We start from the raw sequence: 20,237 nt of genomic DNA, 5'->3' as shown, positions 1-20,237 counted from the left end.
ACTTAGAATATCACCGCATGCTTGCGGTGTATGTATATGTTTCCTTTTACCGGTGATGATACGCGGCGTCCTGTGAGGTCGTAGTAATATCCGTCGTATGTGTTTCCGGAATCTTTTGTTTCCTTTATTCCGCTCGCTGAGGATTCGAGTTTTTTGGCCAGGGCATGCACTTCCGCGGCTCCCCACAGCCAGCATCCGTATCCGAAATCCTCGAAATTTGGAATGGAATTGTATGTGATGACACCTCCGTCTTCGGGCTTTGCTCCCGTTCCCTGTAGATAGCCCACGAATCCGGTGTCGTCGTGCACTGCACGGCGCATCGCTTCCCATCCCTTTCTTATTGCAGGCATGTATGTCGCGCTGTCGAGCAATCCTGTCCGCACACCGTAGGCCATTCCTCCTACAAACAATGACGTGCCTGTCATCTCCGGTCCTTCGCTTCCGGGCTGTCCATAGTTTGTCGGTGCGGCCAGGCTTACGTTCCATGAGCCGTCGGCACGCTGGCATCCGAGCAACCCGCTACTCATTAGCAGGAAGTCGTTGATATATTCCGTACGGTGTGGTTCCGTTTCGGGAGTGAACTGCATCACGCGTACCAGTGCCATGTACACCCAACCGTTGCCGCGGCTCCAGTAGCAGTCTTTGTCAGGTTCGGTAAGGTCGCGGTATGGCGGATCGTACTGATAATCGCGGTACCAGAGGCCGGTGGCGGTGTTGAACAGCGGTTTGCCGCCTCCTTTTTTGCTGCCTCCGTGACGATTGCGTGTGAATTGGTACAGTTCGTACATCCGTTGCCAGTAGATGCCGTCATGTGTTATGTCTCCAAGAAGCGCGAACACAGGCATGCTCATCTGTATGGCATCTATCCACGACCAGTAGTCAGTCTTTCCTGTGGCAGTCATCTGGTCTATGCGCATCTTGATGTGTTCCATCCTTACGGTCTCAGACGGCTTCATCATATACATTTGCAGATATGCCTGTCCGCAACACTGATAGTCGGCGTTGGCGTTGCGTGCCTCGCTGTCGGAGCTGCTTATCCATTTGTGGAACCTTCCCCAGTCTTCGGCATACTTCAGCCATTCTTCTTTTGGCTGTTCTCTATATATGTTGAGCAGTCCTTCGTAAAAGACACTGCGGGTCCATATACGGCTGTTACGTTTTTTCCCGTCTACGTAGCTGTCAGCTCCGACATCAGGATATCGGGTCATGAAATAGGAAGCCACGTTATCTGCATGTTTCATCACCGTGTCGCTCACAAAGGTGTCGGCCTTGGATGCCGTGACAGCCAGAAGCAGTGATATTGTCATTAGTATGCGCATGGGCGGAATGTATCGGAAATCATTTATATGTTTAAGTACCAGTCCGGTTTGTCCGGGTCTGACAACACCTTGTCTATAGTGTAGTCAAGCGGATTTATCTTTCGCGTCCATGTCACACGTTTGCTTACGTCTATCGGATCGTTGGCATAATTGTGTGAACCTGTCTCGCCGTAGAATGCCGTTTTTTCTTTTTCAACGCCCCAATTGTGCCATCCCTCGGGTGCGATGTGGGTGTCCATGAGACAGTCAATGAATACAGTCTTTGCATAAGGACGCCACGGACGTCCGAGCATCACTTTTTCCACTTTGTCAGCAGCGGTGAGACGGCATTGATACATCACATACCCGTATTCTACGTCCTGGAGTGTGGATGCGGCGGTGAGATACCCTCGCCCGAGACTTCGTATTTCGCAGTTGTCGAAGAAACATGTGGACGCACCGAATATAAAGTCAACCGTTCCTTCTATATAGCAGTTCTTATAGTATTGCTTAGAGCGTTTGCCATAGGTATAAAGTGTGTCCTGGAAGCCTTTGAAGCGGCAGTTTACGAATATGGCCCTATTGCCGCTTACAAACATCGCCACTGCCTGTCCTACCGGACCGGCAGTATTGCTGAAAGTGATGTTCTCGGCATGGAAGTCCGGACCGTAGACATAAAATGACGATGAGCCGGATGTGCCTTTATTTTCTCCGAATATGTTAGGTTTCGAGGCGTAGTCGTCGTATGTGAGTACAGTTTCATATTCGTCTTCGCCAATCAGCGTCACGTTTTGCTTGCTTTCCGGTACAATGACTTTCTCTTTGTATACCCCTTTACGTATCAGGATTCTTGTCTCACCGGCCTTGCGGTAATCCGGAACAGCATTGATCGCTTCCTGAACGGTCTTGAAGTCTCCGCTGCCGTCTTGTGCAACGACAAAGTCGTACTTTTCTTTTGTCTGGGCCATGGCGACAAAGGTTACCATGAGCATGGTAAGAAATGAAAATACTTTCTTCATTTTTTATTGATGTTTGTTTTTAAGTTACTTGGATTGTAGGCGGCAAACGGTTGCCGCAGTTTGTTATCACAGGCAAATTTACGAAAAATCTCTGTATTTCGGGTTTGTTTGCTTGTTTTTTTGTATTTTTGCATCCTTGAAAATAAAGGTATTGTTCATTCACAGAACAGTTTAAGGAAAAAGGTCTTTAAGTTTTTAATGAGAAACAAAGTTTTTGCCGTTTTTGTCCGGTTATTGTTTTCGGTATTTTTACCGGCAAATGTTGCCGGACATCCGGCAGCCGATGCACACGGGAGTATTAACGTTGTGCTTCTTGGTGATTCCAATACATCTATAGGAGGTGACAGCTGTAATGTCGCCACGGGGTGGAGCAAATGGTTTAAGGAGCGGTTTGCCCCGGCCTCATGTATAAGCTATGCACGCAGTGGTGCCACGTGGAGCAATACTTCCCGCACGGTGTATGCCACGGCAGAGAATATAAGTGTGCTTGGCGACAATAATGTCATATATAATCAGATAAACCGTCTTGTGGAAGCCTGCCGCAAAGGTGTTCAGCCGGTTCCGCAACTGATTGTCATATCGGCCGGCACCAACGACGCGTGGTTTCATGGCAAACGTCCGGGAGTTTTCGGAAAGTCTGTTGCGGATGTGTTTGCCGTTTCCACGGGATACATCACCGGACGCAAGGTGTCGTCGGTGCTGTCTCTTGCCGAATCTGTGCGCTATGGCTGCGAATTGCTTATTGAAGCCTTTCCTGATGCACAGATAGTTATGCTTACTCCGATACAGTCGGCAAAGGTGCCGGCCGATATGATAAGAAAGGCGGGTGATGTGATAGAGGAGTGCGGTCGGATGATGGGTATAAATGTCATACGTCAGGATTATGGCGGTGCCGTATATGGTGTCCGGGGCACAAATGTCCGGAGAACCACCGGTGACGGGGTGCATACCAGTGAGTACGGGGCACGGCGTAACGGATACTATATCGCCAATATGATAGCTCCGATGCTTCATTTCTGATTCGCGAGGTGTATTGATTCCTGATTTGAAGATGTTCGGAACTATCATATACATACTATAATAGAGGTTATTACTTAATAAACGGATTCATCAACAGATACGAAATGGTATTTTCTGATCTTTTTTTTCTTTTTGTGTTTCTTCCGGCTTTCATGCTCTGCTATCTCATGGGTGCATGGGTCGACCGCTGTCTTCCTGTAAGCCGTGATGAGGCCGGCTGTGTCAATATGAATAAGGCCAAGAATCTTGTATTAGTCTTTTTCTCGCTTGTATTCTATGCCTGGGGCGAACCGGTATATGTATTTCTGATGCTTCTTTGTGTGTTGCTTAACTATCTGACCGGTCTGTGTATCAGCGGTGGAAACATCAGGAGGAAGCTGGCACTTGCCTTTGGCGTGATATGCAATCTCAGCATATTGGGAACTTTCAAATATGCAGGCTTCTTTGCCCAGACGATCAATGATTGGGGCGTGAACGTAGGAGTGCCGAAAATTGCCCTTCCGATAGGTATAAGCTTCTATGTATTTCAGTCCATATCATATCTGGTGGATGTCTACCGTCGTGAGTCGCCCGTGCAGCGCCGGTTTATGGATCTGCTGCTTTACATATCCATGTTTCCACAGCTTATCGCCGGTCCTATTGTGCGTTATGGTACGGTGGCGGCTGAGATAGCCTGTCGTAAGGTGACTTCCGGTGATGTGGCGGCCGGGACATACCGTTTTCTCATAGGGCTTGGAAAAAAGGTGATACTGGCCAATCAGTTGTCGGAGATATCGGATGCTTTCCTTTCCTCGGGCACGGGACTTGGAGAACTGACCACCCTTGGTGCCTGGATTGGCATTTCGGCATATACGCTTCAGATATACTTCGACTTTTCCGGCTATTCCGACATGGCAATAGGAATAGGCCGGTGTCTTGGATTCCATTTCAGGGAGAACTTCAACCATCCGTATTGCTGCGACACTATAACGGATTTCTGGCGCAGATGGCATATTTCTCTCGGAAGCTTTTTCCGCGACTATGTATATATTCCAATGGGAGGTAACCGCAGTCACCAGGCATTCAATATCATGGTGGTATGGTTTTTGACAGGAATGTGGCACGGTGCAAGCTGGAACTTTATAATCTGGGGCGTGTATTTCGGTGTGATAGTGATGCTGGAGAAGTATACGTTGCTGAGAATAAAAGACCGTATCCCGTCACCGTTGCTGCATATATACAGCATGCTGCTTGTGATAGCGGGATGGGGGATATTCTATTTCGATGACTTCAATTCGCTTCAGTTGTTTTTCAATGCCTTCACAGGCAATGCGGAACAGTTTACCGACTTTGTTGCCGAAGCCTCGCTTATGGATAATTTCTGGCTATGGATAGTGGCCGTGGCGTTCTGTATGCCCTTGCGCAGCTATGGTTACAGGCTTGTGAGCCGCATTACAGGAGAGAGCGGATGCGTGCATTCGGCTGTGATATTCACAGTGCGCGTAGTCATATCGGTGGCAATGCTTGGCATTAGTGCGGCACTTCTCGTTGGAGCCACAAACAATGCCTTCATATATACGAGATTCTGATGATGTAACATATAAAATACTGTTTATGAACAAGATAATAATATCACTGATAATGCTGTCCATGATTTTTGCCGGTGGAACAGGCGTATATGCGGTTGCCTATATGGCAGTGAGACCTGCGGCAGGAAAAACTGCGGTAAGGAAGAAGACGGTGCGCAGAAAGACCGCCCGCAGACCTGTGCGTCGTGCGGTGCCGCGCCGGTCAGAGGGAATACTCGTCGTAGACACCGGAATGAACACCCGTGCGCTTGAGATATTTCACGGTTCCAGACAGTATGCGGAAGAATACGTGGCGGCGGTAAACAGCTATAAGCGGGCTTTGGGCGACAGTGTGAATGTATATTGTATGGTCATCCCCACAGCCGTTGCGTTTTATTGTCCGGACAGCATGCGCGGGAAAACACGCGATGAGTATCAGGCGATATGCGATATGTATTCCCTGTTGTCCGATTCGGTTGCACCGGTCGATATTTTTCCGGTGTTGCAGAGCCGTGCCGGAGAGCCTATCTATTCCCGCACAGACCATCATTGGGCGCCGCTCGGCGCATATTATGCCGCAGAGGCCTTTGCCGGAAAGGCAGGTGTGCCGTTCAGGGATATAACAGAGTATGATGTGCGGACTGTAAGAGACTATGTAGGCAGCATGTACCGTTTTTCAGGAAATATCGCGGTTAAGAAAGCTCCGGAAGATTTTGTGTATTATGTCCCTCAGGATTCATCGTATACCACTACATACAGGTATTACAAATTCGACAGCCGTAAGAATGTCATAGGAGTGAGCGAACCTGAGGACGGACGTTTCTTCATTCCATACAGCGACGGCCACGGTGGGGCATACTGCACTTTTATGGGCGGTGACACACGTATGGTGAAAGTGTCGACATCCGCTAAGAACGGCCGGAAGCTTATGATACTCAAAGACAGCTACGGCAATGCCCTGCCGGGATATCTGTTCGGCTCCTTTGAGGAGATACATGTGGTGGATTTCAGATATTTCACGGGAAACGTGATATCATACGGCAAGGACAACGGAATTACAGACGTGTTGTTTGCCAACAATCTTATACATGCAAACATGGCGTCTACAGGCAGGCGTTACAGGATGATGATGGAACAGCAGTGACCGCATATTACTGCATGTGATTTTTACAAAGATATAATATATAGGAAAGACAGAAAAATATCATTGAGATGAACAAACTGTATATATTCATTATAGGCCTGGTGTTTGCCGCCTTTGTCACGGTGTTCGATACGCTTCCGCGCAGCACGTATTCCCATTTGGAAAAACGCGACCTGGCCGTGTTCCCCGACTTTACCGTTGAGAGGCTTATAAGCGGTGCTTTTACAAAGGAGGTGTCTTCGTGGTTCAGCGACAGCGAGCCTTTTCGTGACGAACTGATGGCCGTCAGCCTGCATCTCAAGGATTTTATGCGTCTGTCCGCCTCAGAAGACCAGATAACCTTTCATGCCGCGGAGAAAACGGATGCCGTTGTGACAGAAGATGATGAAGATACAGGGGCGGTGTCGGATTCCGGAGGTGACGGACTTGTGGACGGCTACGTCAACGACACCCCGGACGACGGAAGCGCAAAGATTGCCAATGCAGGAATAGTGATTGTAGGCAGGGGCGACAAGGTGCGTGCGCTCATGGCTTACGGAGGAGGCCCTCGCGGAGGAGGCGCATACGCCGATGTGGCAAATAAGTACAAGGAAACATTCGGAAGCAAAGTGAATGTATACTGTATGGTCATTCCCACGGCCATAGAGTATTATTGTCCCGAACAGGCCAGAAAGGCGACAAACAGACAGTGGCCTACCATAAACAACGTGCATTCCCGGCTGAACGGCAATGTGAAGGCAGTGGATGTATATACATCGTTGGGCAAGCATGCCGATGAGGATATCTATCTGCGTACGGATCACCACTGGTCACCGCTCGGAGCATTCTATGCGGCAAAGGAATTCGCACGTGTGGCCGGAGTGCCGTTCAGAGAGCTGGACAGCTATACCCGCAAGGTCGTTCACGGATATGTAGGCAGCATGTACGGCTATTCAAAGGATATATCCATAAAGAACGCTCCGGAGGATTTTGTGTATTACGTGCCTTCGGGAGTGACATTCAACACAACATATATCGACTACCGGATAGACAAGAGTTATCATGTGACAGGAATGGGCAAACCGTATAAAGGCCCGTTCTTTTATAAGTTTAAGGACGGCAGCGGCGGAGCCTACTGCACCTTCATGGGCAGCGACGCCAAGATAACGAAGGTTGTCACGTCGACAAACAACGGCCGCCGTGTGCTCATACTTAAAGACAGTTTCGGCAATGCCATACCCGGATATCTGTTCTTCTCGTTCGAGGAAGTGCATGTGGTGGATACGCGGTATTTTACAAAGAATATGAAAGAATATGTCGTTGGCAACGGCATAACAGACATTCTCTTTGCAAATAATATATTCAATGCCTATAATCCGCGTTTCTGCAGCCGCTATGCCAGGTTTCTTACCCAGGCCGACGGTTCAGGAATACATACTCCGTCGCCTGTGGCAGCCGACTCGGCCGGTTTGCATCCGGGAAATGTACGTCATGCTGACGCTCAGGAACATCATGTGCCATCTGCCGATTCCGCATTCAGCAACAGGCAAAAGGAAAATACGCAGCCAAAAGCAGAGGCCGATTCCACGGGTAATGACATTTGATGTATAGTCTCCAGTACCGTACGCAGGGATTCTACATTATTATCTGTTGAGGAATCCTAATACTTTAATCTTATTTTATGTCAATCGGCCTGTTGGATGTAGATGTCGGTTCATCGGATAAACAAGGCGCTACAGAAGGGCACAGACCATACGGCAGTTCATAAAGTGTATTTGGGCTATATACACAGTGTATTTAGCCTACATACACTGTGTATTCAGCCTGCATACAGAGTGTATTTAGCCCAAATACACTTTTAACATTTGTTGTTCGTTCTTCGTGCCTATGATTGTTGAGCCAGGAGACTGGCGTTTTTCCGGCTTCTTAAGCCTTAATCGGGATTATGGAATAAAATTGCATAGTAAAACTGCAGACATGCTATGGATATTTCAGAGAATATTTATCCGGCCCACGTTGGCATATTCGGATAAGTATTAACATCAAAAACTTTATATGGTTAACGGGTAATGTCCTTTCCATTTTGGAACACTACCCGTTACTCTTTTATATTTTATGGTTTGTCTTACAGATTGTCGAGTGCCTGGCGGATGTCATCGATAATATCATCGGCATCCTCTATACCAACGGAAAGGCGTATTAGGTCCGGAGCTATGCCGGCAGCTCGGAGCTGTTCCTCGCTGAGTTGGCGATGGGTATGGCTGGCCGGATGCAGCACGCATGTGCGTATGTCGGCCACGTGGGTCACGATGTTTATCATCTTAAGGGCGTCCATAAACTTTATTGCCGTATCGCGGTTGCCTTTCAGACCGAACGCCATTACTCCGCAGCTTCCTCCAGGAAGATACTTTTCTGCCAATGCATGACTTGGCGATTCTTTCAGGCCAGGATAGTTCACCCATGCCACACGACTGTCACCGCTCAGAAATTCCGCCACTTTCTGTGCATTGCCGCAATGCTGGCGCATGCGCAGATGCAAGGTTTCCAGTCCGAGGTTGAGAAGGAATGAGTTATGAGGCGAGGGAATGGAGCCGAGGTCTCTCATCAGCTGCGCCACAAGTTTTGTAATATATCCCATTTTGCCGAAAGCCTTCGTGTATGTCAGCCCATGATATGACTCGTCAGGAGAGCACAGTCCGGGAAATTTATCTGCGTATGCGTTCCAGTCGAAGTTTCCGCTGTCCACCACACATCCGCCTACCTGTGTGGCGTGGCCGTCCATGTATTTTGTCGTCGAGTGTGTGATGATGTCGCATCCCCATTCAAAGGGGCGGCAGTTCACCGGTGTGGCAAACGTGTTGTCTATGATGAGCGGCACACCGTTCCTATGGGCAATCCTTGCAAACTTCTCTATGTCGAGGACCCTGCATCCCGGATTGGAAACCGTCTCTCCGAACATGGCTTTTGTGTTGGGTCTGAAAGCCTGTTGTATTTCCTCCTCACTTGCATCAGGATTAATGAAAGTGCATTCTATACCGAGCTTTTTGAGAGTCACTCCAAACAGGTTGAACGTTCCCCCGTATATCTCGTTTGACGTCACGATATGGTCGCCGGCCTCGCATATATTGAACACGGCGTAGAAGTTGGCCGCCTGTCCTGACGATGTGAGTACGGCACCGATGCCGCCTTCAAGGGCGGCAATCTTTGCTGCCACGGCATCATTTGTCGGGTTTTGAAGACGGGTATAGAAGTATCCCTCTTTTTTCAGGTCGAACAGCATGGCCATTTCCTCGCTGTTGTCATATTTGAATGTGGTACTCTGAATAATTGGAAGTTCTATTGGCTCACCGTTCTTTGGCTTGTAGCCGGCATGGACGCATAGCGATGCCGTTTTCAGTTTCTTACTCATTTCTTTATTGCTTTTAATTTTGTGTAGGGTTTTATAAATCGGCTGTAAAGGTATTAAAAAATCACCGTCCGTGCAAGTCAATCATGTTTCTTTCCTGCTCTGCGCATCTTTTCTGTGTAATAAATAGTGACAAGAAGGATTAAGACAAGTACGGCAATCAGCAGTTTTGAACATAAACCTGTCATTCTTTCATTTCCACATCCCGACATTACGGTAATCATAAGAAACATGACTCCGCACAGGATCGATATTATCCTCACCATCCTTATTGCAATGGCATATTGGACTGCGTTGCTTATTTTCACAGGCGTATTGAACAGTCGTGGAAAGTAGGCGGTGCAGAGAGTGACGGTAACAATCGCTGTCCCCGTCAGAGCCAGAAGTATCAGCGAAGACTTGTCACCATAGGCATCCGGAGTGCCTGTAATGTCGAAATGTGTCGGAATCTTGTCGGGAGAGGTTTGGTAAAACCATAGTGTGAGTGCCCATAATATTATGACAATCACAGCTCCCATCAGTTCGAAAACCGTACCTTCGGTTGTCCGGTATACCTTTATGTCGCGTCTGTCGTTGTTTGGATTTATCGTTGTCATGTCATTCCTCCCCAGTCTTTTTTTTCTTCTTCGGCAGCCGTCCGGCCTTGCGCAGGGCCTCGGCGATAATCCTTTGGAGCTGTCCGTTGGTCGAGCGGAACTCGTCTGCCGCCCAAGCCTCGATTGCTCCCATTGTCTCGCTGTCGATGCGCAGTATGAAGCTTTTCGTACTGTTTTCTTTCTTTGCCATGGGTTAGTGGTTAAGGGTACCTGTGTTTACAACCGGTTGTGCCGACTCGTCGCCACAGAGGACCACAAGCAGATTACTTACCATGGCCGCCTTCTTGTCGTCGTCGAGTTCTACAATGTTTTCGTCGGAGAGCTTGTTGAGTGCCATCTTAACCATCGACACCGCACCTTCCACAATCTTCTCGCGTGCGGATATTATAGCGGTGGCCTGTTGGCGTCGCAACATTACCGCAGCAATCTCGGGAGCGTATGCCAGGTAGTTTATACGTGCCTCTACGATTTCGATGCCGGCCATTGCCAGGCGTTCGTCAAGCTTCTGCTCAAGCTGCTGGTTTATCTCTTCACCACCGCTGCGGAGGGTAAGCTCCTTTCCGTCACTGTCTGTGTCATCGTATGCATATTGTCCTGCCACCTGACGTAATGCCGCATCGCTCTGCACCCTTACGAAGTTCTCAAACGCACTCATCATGCTTGTCACAGATGTGCCTATCGACACTTCGTTTTTATTCGTTGAGCCTGATGACTGTGCCATGGTCTGGGAGTCTATCTCAAACATGGCCTTGTAGGTGTCGTGCAATTTCCATACGAGCACCATACCTATCATCACCGGATTGCCTGTCTTGTCGTTCACCTTTATCGGATCGGCATCGAGGTTGCGTGCCCGGAGTGAAAGTTTTTTTGTAGTGATGAACGGGTTTACCCAAAAGTAGCCTGTGTCGGTGAAAGTGCCGCGATATTTGCCGAAAAACACCATCACGCGGGCCTCGCCAGGTTCGAGCTTTATGAATCCTCCCCATATAAACAATGTGGTGATCAGCATTGCTATGCCAAGACACATAAGAACTATTCCACCGACTGTGCCTTCGAGCATTGCACCGTAGACAATAGATGCGATACCGGCAATGTTCATCGCAATGTTCAGAAACAGCATTGCAAATCCGTTTACTGTAGCACCGTTGAATTTAAACTCTTTACTTTCCATAATTGTGATAGCTTTAAAGATTAGAAATAATGATATTGTTTTGATATCACAAAGATAATTACTTATTACCAGTATACAAAATCTTGTATGTGGATTTTAATGTTGTTTAACCCTTTTGCCGTTTTAATTGGATTATGGTATTTGATTGCATTCACTGTCATGGTTTTTATTCCGCATACTTGCGTTTTCATGGCATTTGTTCTTTTGTTAATGCTATTTTCATTAATTTTGCATCAGATATAGTTTAATTCATTTTTTATACCGATGAGTGCTAAAATTCCGCAGGAATGGAATCAGTTCTATCTGAAAGACGTGTCTTTCGTAAACCTTATGACACGCCGCATATTCAATGTCCTTATTGTTGCCAATCCTTATGACGCGTTTATGTTGGAGGATGACGGGCGTGTAGACGAGAAAATATTCGATGAGTATATGGATTTGGGGCTGCGCTATCCTCCAACGTTCACTCAGGTGAGCACGACGGAAGAGGCAAACGAGGTACTCAAGACAACGGACATAGACCTTGTAATCTGTATGCCGGGAAATGCGGACAACGATGCCTTTGATGTAGCCCGTGCCGTGAAAGCCGATTTCCCCGACATACCCTGTGTTGTTCTCACCCCGTTCTCTCACGGAATTACCCGAAGGATACAGGATGAAGACTTGTCGATGTTCGACTACGTATTCTGCTGGCTCGGCAACACCAACCTGATACTGTCGATAATAAAGCTTATTGAAGACAAGATGAACATCGACCACGATATCAGCGAGGCCGGTGTTCAGATGATAATGCTTGTGGAAGACAGTATACGGTTCTATTCTTCCATCCTTCCGAACCTTTATAATTATATTCTTCTTCAGAGCAAAAGTTTCTCGACAGAAGCACTGAATCCACATGCTGCGGCACAACGCAAGCGAGGCCGCCCGAAGGTAGTGCTTGCCCGTACATACGAAGAGGCCATGGAACTTTATGAAAGATATGCCGACAACACTCTCGGTGTGATAAGCGACGCACGTTTTCCGAAAGACGGTGTGAAAGATGCTGAGGCGGGACTGAAGCTGTTGCGCGAGATACGCCGCAGAGATGAGTATGTGCCCCTGATTATGGAGAGTTCGGAGTCTCTTAACCGGGATAAGGCTGAGGCTGAAGGTTTCCGCTTCGTCGACAAGAACTCCAAGAAAATGAATATCGACCTGCGCAAGCTTATGGAAGAGCACATGGGGTTCGGTGACTTTATCTTCCGCGATCCGGCCACTCACAACGAGATAATGCGTATACACACTCTTAAGGAGCTGCAGGACAATATTTTCAAGATACCGAACGATTCCATGCTTTATCATGTGTCGCGCAACCACATGAGCCGTTGGCTGTGTGCCAGGGCCATATTTCCCGTATCGGCATTTCTGAAAAACGTTACCTGGCATAAACTTCAGGATGTGGACGCCCATAGGAAAATAATCTTTGATGCAATCGTGCAATACCGCAGGATGAAGAACATCGGTATCGTAGCGGTGTTTGACCGCGGAAAGTTCGATGCCTACGGCCATTTTGCGCGTATTGGCGACGGCTCCTTAGGAGGAAAAGGGCGCGGCCTTGCATTTCTCGACAATATCATAAAGCGTCATCCGGAACTGAACAGGTTCGACAATGCCGTTGTGACAATACCCAAGACACTCGTGCTGTGTACCGACCTGTTCGATGAGTTCATGGAGAAGAACAATCTTTATCAGATAGCCCTCAGCGATGCGTCTGACCAAGACATTCTAAACCATTTCATGAGAGCACAGCTTCCGGATTCGCTCATTGCAGACTTCTTTACATTCTTCGATGCCGTGAAAGCTCCGATTGCCGTGCGTTCGTCATCGCTTCTCGAAGACAGCCATTACCAGCCTTTTGCAGGGATATATTCCACATATATGATACCGTATCTTGAGGATAGGTATGAGATGTTGCGCATGCTGGCATGTGCGATAAAGGGAGTATATGCCTCGGTGTATTACAGAGACTCGAAGGCATATATGACAGCCACGAGCAACGTGATAGATCAGGAGAAGATGGCCGTGATACTTCAGGAAGTTGTCGGCAAGGAATACGACGGGCGCTTTTACCCCAATTTCAGCGGAGTGTTGCGTTCTATAAACTATTATCCCATAGGCGACGAGAAAGCCGGTGAGGGCATAGCAAACCTCGCTCTCGGGCTGGGCAAGTATATTGTAGACGGCGGACAGACGTTGCGCGTAAGTCCGTATCATCCGACACAGGTGCTTCAGACAAGCGAGATGGAGACAGCCCTGCGTGATACACAGACACGATTCTATGCACTCGACATGAAACACGTGGGCGAGAATTTCGAAGTGGACGACGGATTCAATATCCTCAACCTGCGTGTGAAGGAAGCCGACAAGGACGGCTCCCTTCAGTATATAGCATCGACATACGACCCTTATGACCAGGTGATACGCGACGGCATATATGATGGGGGACGCAAGGTGATATCTTTCAGTGGCGTATTGCGTCACGGGGTGTTCCCTCTTCCGGAACTGTTGCAGGATATACAGCGTCTCGGAGCAGATGAGATGCGCCGTCCCGTCGAGATAGAGTTTGCCTGTAACATAGATTCAGATAAGACAGGTGCGCTTTATCTTCTTCAGATACGTCCTATTGTCGACAGCAAACAGATGCTCGACGAAGACATTATGGCAATACCCGACGACAAATGTCTGCTGCGTTCGCATAACTCCCTCGGCCATGGAATATCGGAAGACGTTACAGACGTACTGTATGTAAAGACCGGTGACGACTTTACCGCCGCAGACAATCCGGCCATAGCCTGTGAGATAGAACGGATAAACAGAAAATTCCTTGCCGACGGACGCAACTATGTGCTTGTGGGGCCGGGACGGTGGGGCTCAAGTGACTATTGGCTCGGCATACCGGTGAAATGGCCGCATATCAGTGCGGCCCGCCTCATCGTAGAGTCGGGATTGAAGAACTATCGTGTTGATCCGAGTCAGGGAACACATTTCTTCCAGAATCTCACATCATTCGGTGTGGGCTATTTTACAATCAACACTTTCAATGGCGACGGACTTTTCCGCAAGGATGTTCTTGATGCAATGCCGGCTGTGGAGGAAACAGAACATGTGCGTCATGTGCGTTTCGGGCATCCGTTGAGGATAATGATGGACGGAATGAGACAGGAAGGGGTAGTGACGATGGATGAGTCGTGACACATTCGGTCGATTGCAGAAGACATACGATATATTATAACCGAAAACATATTACAAACTAAAAAAGATGAAGAAACTTATCACACTTACTTTCTGCGCCCTGTCGTCCATGGCATCCGTTGCGCAGCAACTTGCCTTTCCCGGGGCGGAAGGTTTTGGGAAGTACACCTCAGGCGGACGCGGAGGAAACATATATTATGTCACGCGTAACGATGATTGTACGGACAATAATCTTGTAGAGGGGACTCTCCGGTGGGCACTGCGCACCGGTGATGACACACCGCGTACCATTCTGTTCAAGACAAGCGGAACTATATATCTTACGAGTCAGCTGAAGTTCTCTCATCCGAATGTGACCATAGCCGGACAGACGGCTCAGGGAGGCGGTATATGCATAGCTGGATATAAGATATATGTATGCAAGCCGAACGTAATACTGCGCTATCTGAGATTCCGTGCCGGTGACTATCCGGCAAAGAGCATGCCGTCGCTCGATGTGGAAAACACAGACCACGTGATTATAGACCATTGCTCATTAACGTGGTCGATGGAAGAATGTCTCACAATGTATGACTGCGATTCCACAACCGTGCAGTACTGTATAATAGGCGAAGGACTTTACAACTCAAAAAACACCAAGGGAGCCCGTGCATACGCCACTCAGTGGGGAGGCGAGCACAGTACCATGCACCACTGTCTTATAACTAACTGCAACAACCGTACACCGCGTTTTAACGGAGTGCGTGACAACAGCAACAATCCGGGTGATCACGACCAGCATGTGGATTCGGAATTTTTCAACAACGTGATATTCAACTGGGGAAAGCCGAACTCTGTTTACGGAGGAGAATGCGACCCGACGATAAACGGAGGCGACAGCTATAACCGTGTATATATGAAAGGCAATTATTTCCGTCCAGGACCAACTACACAGAACTACGTGAAGTCAAACCGTTATTTTGTGGAGGCTTCAAACAAAAACAAGGGTATGGGACAGTGGCTTCTCGAAGGCAACAAGTTTGAGGAATCATCGGCCTTCGCGCCTTCAGGAAACGTATGGGCAGACAATATATTGAAACTCGTGGCTGCAAACAATTATTATGGCATAGACACAAAAAATGCCGGACGGACTATAAACTTCACTACTGGCACACCTGCTGATTTCATTAAGAAGAACATTGTTTCCAATCAGACTGCTGCCAGTGGTATAGTGGCCGAAACAGCAGATGAGGCATACATAAAGGTGACGACAACGGCCGGAGCATCACTGCCGAGATATGATGAGGTGGACCGTCGCCTTCTCGATGAGGCGGCAGGTCTGCAAGACCCAATATTCGCCGGTATTGAGCAAAACGGCAGTTATAGCCGTGGACTTGGCATCATAAACTCTCCAGAGGATGTCATGCTGTCCGAACATGACACGTTCACTGCCATATATGAAGGTGCGGACGGTTCAAAGACAGAGGTAATAGCAAAGGCATGGCCGTATCTCGGTTTACGCAAGGGAGAGAAATATATGAAGGACACTGACGGTGACGGCATGCCTGATGCCTATGAAACCGAAATGGGACTGAATCCTGAGAATCCAACAGACGGTGTGTCTGTAACGGCAGGAGGATACACCAATCTCGAAATTTATCTCAACGGTGTGGCTGACGGAACGATAGACAAGGCGAAATATGAGACGGAAGATGCAACGGCAGTGGATGCGGTCAGAACCGACAGTGTAGAATCCCGTGCAGAATATACTATTGGCGGAACCGTTTCCGCGTCATCTTCAAAAGGTGTGAGCATCGTGAGGGAAACGCTTTCCGACGGCAGCATACGTACAAAAAAGGTTATGGGGCTTTAATATAAGCTTTCCCGAAATCCATTTACACTTTCCTATAGATGTAAGTATCTTTTCCAATGAACAGGCCATTCATCAGCGATGAATGGCCTGTTCATTGGAAAAGAATGGCTTGTTTGCCAGCAAAGAACTGCCCATTTGTCTTCGTGATGCTTTCCTGGCAGTTTTATTTCATCCGTATTTTCTCGACATGACAATGTTCTGACAAGATTCAAGCGAATTTAATATAGCTCATCCGTCTTATCGCAAATATCCGTTTTTTGCCTTTCTTCCTCAATGTATGGACGTGCTTTCGGCATGTGTCAGACGTAAATATCCCTTAATAAATAAGCTCGGTTGTAGTATGCATTACATCAGACACATCGCGAAGCGATGTCCCTACATGGTGCATGGTTCGGCATATATACCCGATGCTTCCACATTCCATCCCTTTCCCTCCCCTTTGGGGAGGTTAGGAGGGGCTCCTTCCTCCTTTCCAGGTTATCCGGAATGGCTCTTCACCCGACATGTAGGGACGTACCTTTGGCACGTGTCAGGCGGAAAGCACTCTTGTCGGAGGGAATCTTTAGAGAAGTACTTATATTTGGCAGGTCCGAGACATCAATTTGTCATCCGTCTTATCGCAAACGTTAGTTTAATTTGCTCCGTCAAGCATCACGAAAGCGGCCCAATAGCAGGGATCTTCAAAGCCGGCTGAACGTACGGAAATCTGTGCCTCATGGAATGCCTCATGTTTTGAAAGACCCCGCATCAGTCCAGAATAGAATGCGGTCATCATTTGCATTGTGGCAGCATCGCTTACGCTCCACAGACTCATGATGAGTGTCGTGGCTCCGGCCTTTTTGAATCCGCGTTGAAGCCCGAATACTCCGTCGTCCTTTATCTCACCGGCACCGGTACGACATGCCGAGAGAACGACAAGATCTGTGCCGCTGAGGTCGAGTAGGGATATTTCGCGGGCGGTAAGTATGCCGTTTTCTATTCCAACGGGCAACTTCCCTCCTTTTAGGGCGTAGTTCGCACCGGCCAAAAGCAGGCCGGAACGGCTAAGGGGACTGCCTCCGGCATCTTCCTGAAGGATGAACTTAAAGGCCGATTCGTTGCGTGGCGTATCGTCTGTAAGTGCAAATCCGTGTGTTGCTATGTGAATCAGGCTTAATCCTTTTCCATCGAGACTTTTGAAAGCTTCCTCTGTTCCTTGTTCTTGCTCGAACATGTTGGTTGGTATGTCGTGTTGCATCAGTTGTTTTCCTATGGCCTGGACTTCAATCAATGTTCCCGGCAGATAAGCCACATCTCCGCGTAAGGCGAGTGAGTCAAGCATTGTGTTGTCTGTGTTCAGAGCCAGGTCGCTATAGTCGTCGGTAGCTTGTTCGAACACGTAGTTTTTGAAATTGTCGTGTTCCCTGCGGAGAGCGAGTTCGTCCATATCGTATACAAGGCCACCGAACACCGCTGCTGAGCGGTATTTGTGCTTTGCTTCCGTACGGCCGGCTATAAGCCTTGTGGAGGAAAGACGGTGACAGACAAATCTGTCGCTCATGGTTGTGGCCGAATCTATTGCGAGATATTCGGCTCCAAGCTGATAGAACATTCCCGCCGGAGCGAAGTATATTGTCTTTACGTTGTCAAGTTCCGGAAGCAACTTGCCCCATACAAGCTGTCCGAACCTGCTGTCGCGGTATAGTTTGTTTATATAGCCGTGTGTGCTCGGTGCACCGGAAAAGTTTAGTGTTTTTATATCTATTTCCTCAAGGTCGGCCATACTGAAAAGAATCTTGCACCGTGGTGTCTTCCAGCCTTTTTTCAGATAAAGTGCCAGATAGGTGTCACCGAGTCCTTTCACATCGAGGTTCATCAGTTCTATTGCTATCTCATTATCTTTGAGAGCATCGGCCACTTCTGTATGGGTACTGTTCAGGTTTGCCATGAAGTCTCCGAATTTCTTACAGTCGCGCACGAGCTGTTTTTCCAGTTGTGTAGCCTCTTTTATTGCTTCCTCGAGTTGTTTTGCCCTGTCGGCAGGAGGCAGACTGTATGCCGCGTCGATGTCTCGTCTGAGGAGTTCAAGCCGATCATACTTTTTTAGTAGTATTGAATCGCCTGTCTGCATTAGGAAGTTATGGAAGTTTATTTCGGAATTCAGCAGCAGTCCTTTGGTGAACAGCTGTGCATTGTATACATCGGAAAGAATGGAGTCATTGTTGTGGTGCATGTATGCGAGTGTGGGAGCAGCCTTGAAAAGATAACTTTTCATATTCCAGAATACTTCACGCTCTGCGGATGTCTGGTGTGAGAAGTTGTCGCGCACCACGCGCATCTGCAGTTGAAGGGCCTTGTGATAGTTTTCCTGTGTCTTTATGCTGTCGGTCTCGTTGTAGTATCTTGCCATGTTATATAGTATGGACGCATTGTCGGGATGGTCATTCCCGAGTATGTCCATCTGTATATCCTTCGCCTTCTCCGCCAACAATATTGCCTCGTCTGTGTTCCCGCATGTATAGTTGTAAAGTGCGAGATTCGACAGGGCCTTGGCGTATATTGAGCTTAGTGTGTCTCCTTGTTCCTTGTATATGTTTATTGCCTGTATGCCGTATTGCCGTGCAGTGTCTGGTGCGCCCATATAGTAGTGTGCCATTGCAACGGTGTTGTTGATGTCGGCAAGTAATATACCCTGATTTTCTCCGTCCAGCAGCTTTATGGCACTCATGCCGCTGTCGGCCGCTGCGGTATAGTTGCCGGCATGAATGTTGAGGTTGGCAATTTTATTCAGTGCTGTGGCCGATTCCTTTTTATTGTCTGCCTTTCGGAAAATCTCGAGTGCAGTATGTACGGTTTGAAGAGCCTGGCTGTAGTTTCCGGCGGAAGCCTGTATGTCAGCCTGTTTGTTCAGTACACGTGCATATTTTATATTGTTTGTCCGGTTGCCTCCTGTGTTGTGGCCGAGCATCGTGCTGTATTCCTCTGCTTTTTCCGAATCGCCTTTCTTGTTGTATGCAAGCGACAGTTCGCTTATACATCTGATATAGTCGGCATGTTCTTTTCCTACAATGCTTGTGAGCAATGGAAGAGCTTCTAAGAGCATTTCGATGCTTTTGTCATACTGTTCCATAGATGTTGACACCACGGCACGGTTTACAAGCAGCTTGGCAAAAGCAAGTGTGTTTGTCTGCTGTCTTTCGCGGAAAATGGAAAGGGCCTCATCCGCATATTGCATAGCCTGGGAATATGCACGCATGTTGGCCAGTCTCGAGGCATGGTTGGCGAGCATCACCGCGTATGCATATTGGTCTGCGGCATAAATCTTTTTCCCCGATTTTAGCGCGGCCTTACTTACGGCATCGGCTTTGGCAAGATTGTTGTTTTTGGCGTAGCATACGGCAAGGTTGTTCTGGGCGTTGAGATATTCGCGTGTGCCTTTCTTCATCATGTTTAACGCATCCTCGCAAGCTTTTGCTGCAAGTTGGTCATCACCGTCGTTTCCGCGCTGAGACAGAAATACACCCATGTTTGCCATTACCACGGCATACTGAGGGTCTTTCTTATAAGCCGATTTCTTGAATATCTCCATGGCTGTGCCGCACAGTTCCACGGCTTTGTCGTAATTGCCTGTTTTAGCATAATATACGGCTTCATCGTTCATGGCATTGGCTATGTGCCGCGGTTCACAGTCCGGGAGCTTTTTCCTCATGTCTATTACACGTTGCCCGATCTCTATGGCCTGTGTCTCCTGGCCTCGGCGTGAGGCTAAGGATGCTCTGTATGACAGGATTTTGGAATAATAAAATGAATTCTCAGATGTATCACACAATGCACAATATTTCTTTGTCAGGCTGTCGAGTTCTTGCCATTCCTGTTTCTTTGCCGCCTTGTCCGCCGCCTCGCAGATGCTTGCAAACATCCGTATGTCTTGCGCAGTTGCTGTGGAAATGCCAATATGGCATGTCCACAGCAACAGGATGATAGTCTTTTTCATT

The 20,237-nt window shown here is 48.1% G+C and carries 12 protein-coding genes and 1 pseudogene; 6 read left to right on the top strand and 7 right to left on the bottom strand.

Annotated features, from left to right (window positions below):
• Positions 1-2: 2 nt before the first annotated feature.
• Together HPS56_RS06170 and HPS56_RS06165 are read right to left on the bottom strand one after the other, a co-directional pair.
• On the bottom strand, positions 3-1,319 hold the full coding sequence (locus HPS56_RS06170) for a glycoside hydrolase family 88 protein (protein ID WP_253952400.1): 1,317 nt from the start codon (positions 1,317-1,319) through the stop codon (positions 3-5).
• Between the two features lie 23 nt (positions 1,320-1,342).
• Positions 1,343-2,245, bottom strand: a pseudogene (locus tag HPS56_RS06165) (pectinesterase family protein); the annotation flags it as partial.
• 270 nt (positions 2,246-2,515) lie between these two features.
• Here HPS56_RS06165 and HPS56_RS06160 point away from each other — a divergent pair.
• The 4 genes from HPS56_RS06160 (at position 2,516) to HPS56_RS06145 (ending at position 7,611) form a co-directional block, all read left to right on the top strand.
• On the top strand, positions 2,516-3,337 hold the full coding sequence (locus HPS56_RS06160) for an SGNH/GDSL hydrolase family protein (protein ID WP_172275282.1): 822 nt from the start codon (positions 2,516-2,518) through the stop codon (positions 3,335-3,337).
• Positions 3,338-3,441: 104 nt separating this feature from the next.
• Positions 3,442-4,905: an MBOAT family O-acyltransferase gene (locus tag HPS56_RS06155; protein ID WP_172275281.1), complete on the top strand. Its 1,464-nt coding sequence runs from the start codon at positions 3,442-3,444 to the stop codon at positions 4,903-4,905.
• Between the two features lie 25 nt (positions 4,906-4,930).
• A complete protein-coding gene (locus HPS56_RS06150) occupies positions 4,931-6,028 on the top strand; it encodes a DHHW family protein (RefSeq protein WP_172275280.1) in 1,098 nt (365 codons plus the stop codon).
• Between the two features lie 68 nt (positions 6,029-6,096).
• Positions 6,097-7,611: a DHHW family protein gene (locus tag HPS56_RS06145; RefSeq protein WP_216655764.1), complete on the top strand. Its 1,515-nt coding sequence runs from the start codon at positions 6,097-6,099 to the stop codon at positions 7,609-7,611.
• A 521-nt stretch (positions 7,612-8,132) separates the two neighbouring features.
• Here HPS56_RS06145 and HPS56_RS06140 read toward each other — a convergent pair.
• The 4 genes from HPS56_RS06140 to HPS56_RS06125 all read right to left on the bottom strand — a co-directional run bounded on the left by HPS56_RS06140 (position 8,133) and on the right by HPS56_RS06125 (position 11,180).
• On the bottom strand, positions 8,133-9,416 hold the full coding sequence (locus HPS56_RS06140) for an O-acetylhomoserine aminocarboxypropyltransferase/cysteine synthase family protein (RefSeq protein WP_172275279.1): 1,284 nt from the start codon (positions 9,414-9,416) through the stop codon (positions 8,133-8,135).
• A 77-nt stretch (positions 9,417-9,493) separates the two neighbouring features.
• Entirely contained in the window at positions 9,494-10,009 is a 516-nt protein-coding gene (locus HPS56_RS06135; RefSeq protein ID WP_172275278.1) for a DUF1648 domain-containing protein, read from the bottom strand.
• A gap of 1 nt (position 10,010) precedes the next feature.
• Entirely contained in the window at positions 10,011-10,199 is a 189-nt protein-coding gene (locus HPS56_RS06130) for a type II toxin-antitoxin system antitoxin (RefSeq protein ID WP_172275277.1), read from the bottom strand.
• Between the two features lie 3 nt (positions 10,200-10,202).
• The gene (locus HPS56_RS06125; protein WP_172275276.1) at positions 10,203-11,180 is read right to left on the bottom strand and encodes an SPFH domain-containing protein; all 978 of its coding nucleotides are present in this window, start codon (positions 11,178-11,180) and stop codon (positions 10,203-10,205) included.
• Between the two features lie 264 nt (positions 11,181-11,444).
• On the opposite strand from HPS56_RS06125, the gene HPS56_RS06120 reads away from it, so the two are divergent.
• Together HPS56_RS06120 and HPS56_RS06115 are read left to right on the top strand one after the other, a co-directional pair.
• Positions 11,445-14,411, top strand: coding sequence for a PEP/pyruvate-binding domain-containing protein (locus tag HPS56_RS06120; RefSeq protein ID WP_172275275.1), 2,967 nt, complete (start codon positions 11,445-11,447; stop codon positions 14,409-14,411).
• A gap of 67 nt (positions 14,412-14,478) precedes the next feature.
• A complete protein-coding gene (locus tag HPS56_RS06115) occupies positions 14,479-16,263 on the top strand; it encodes a pectate lyase family protein (protein ID WP_172275274.1) in 1,785 nt (594 codons plus the stop codon).
• Between the two features lie 631 nt (positions 16,264-16,894).
• Here the strand turns inward: HPS56_RS06115 and HPS56_RS06110 are convergent.
• Positions 16,895-20,236 (bottom strand): CHAT domain-containing tetratricopeptide repeat protein, encoded by a 3,342-nt coding sequence (locus HPS56_RS06110; protein ID WP_172275273.1) that lies wholly within the window; start codon positions 20,234-20,236, stop codon positions 16,895-16,897.
• Position 20,237 lies beyond the last annotated feature (1 nt).

This window comes from Xylanibacter muris, from assembly GCF_013166605.1.
Lineage (GTDB): Bacteria > Bacteroidota > Bacteroidia > Bacteroidales > Bacteroidaceae > Prevotella > Prevotella muris.
The sequence above is the reverse complement of the archived record's forward strand: the minus strand, read 5'-3'. Positions and strand labels throughout refer to the sequence as shown.